This is a genomic window from Ligilactobacillus acidipiscis DSM 15836, assembly GCF_001435755.1.
GTDB classification, from domain to species: domain Bacteria; phylum Bacillota; class Bacilli; order Lactobacillales; family Lactobacillaceae; genus Ligilactobacillus; species Ligilactobacillus acidipiscis.
Genome location: NZ_AZFI01000310.1, coordinates 1 through 905, shown reverse-complemented (window position 1 = coordinate 905; position 905 = coordinate 1). Strand labels below are relative to the sequence as shown.

Sequence of the window (905 nt, the reverse complement as noted above, 5' to 3'; positions counted from 1 at the left end):
CGATAAGTCGTGGTTTTTACGACTTGTTGTTGAAGTTAGCTAGACACAGACATTTGGTTCACGGAACCCAACTAAATCACAGGGCGAAGAAGCCGGTAGGACTTGAGCAGCCCGACAATGAAAATAGGTTGCAACATGACAGCAAGGGAATTCGGATCAAGTCTTACTGTCTTACTTTAACCATTTCTATCTCCACTTGGCGTAATGCTGTTCAACTTTTCGAAGTGCATATGAAGCAACACCGGTCATGGCAAGATAAATTACACCAACTAAAACAAGTGGAAGTAATGTTACGTCTCGAGCTGTTGCAACATTACCGGCTCGTAAGAGGTCACCGAGACCGATAACGTATACGAGTGAGGTATCTTTAACTAAGTTCACGACTTCGTTGCCGATCGATGGGATCACTATCTTGATAACTTGAGGGATCACAACATGCAGCAATGTTTGCCACCTAGTTAAGCGCAATACTTTAGCACTTTCAAACTGTCCCTCGGGAATTGCTTGAAAACCACCACGAAAAATTTCCGCGAAATAAGCCGTGTAGTTCAAGATAAAAGCACATAGCGCAGCATCATAACGTTGGAAAATGATCCCGATGATCGGCAGACCATAAAAAATAAAAATTAGTTGGAGCAATAATGGGGTCCCACGCATGATCCAAACATAAAATTTTAAAATAGCTCGTAGAGGACTAAATTTGGAAAGAAGCCCCAGACTAACGATAACGCCCAATGGAATCGAGGCAACTAATGTCCATAAAAATATTTTAAGGGACATCCAAGCCCCGGAAAGTAAAGATGGTGCAATTTGTTCAATATAATTCATAAAGTAACCTCCTATTGAAAAACAGAGCGGAACAAGCCGGTAAAATTCGAGCACCAAGGGACTCGGGCATTATGACA

1 protein-coding gene is annotated in these 905 nt (G+C 42.0%); it reads right to left on the bottom strand.

Annotation, left to right across the window (positions count from 1 at the left end; all coding sequences use genetic code 11):
- Nucleotides 1–186 precede the first annotated feature (186 nt).
- Nucleotides 187–828, bottom strand: coding sequence for an amino acid ABC transporter permease (locus tag FC65_RS10855; RefSeq protein WP_056972763.1), 642 nt, complete (start codon nt 826–828; stop codon nt 187–189).
- Nucleotides 829–905 lie beyond the last annotated feature (77 nt).

Bases quoted from the DNA above. Each gene is read 5' to 3' on its own strand.
- FC65_RS10855 (WP_056972763.1), bottom strand. From the start codon at position 828: ATGAATTATATTGAACAAATTGCACCATCTTTACTTTCCGGGGCTTGG.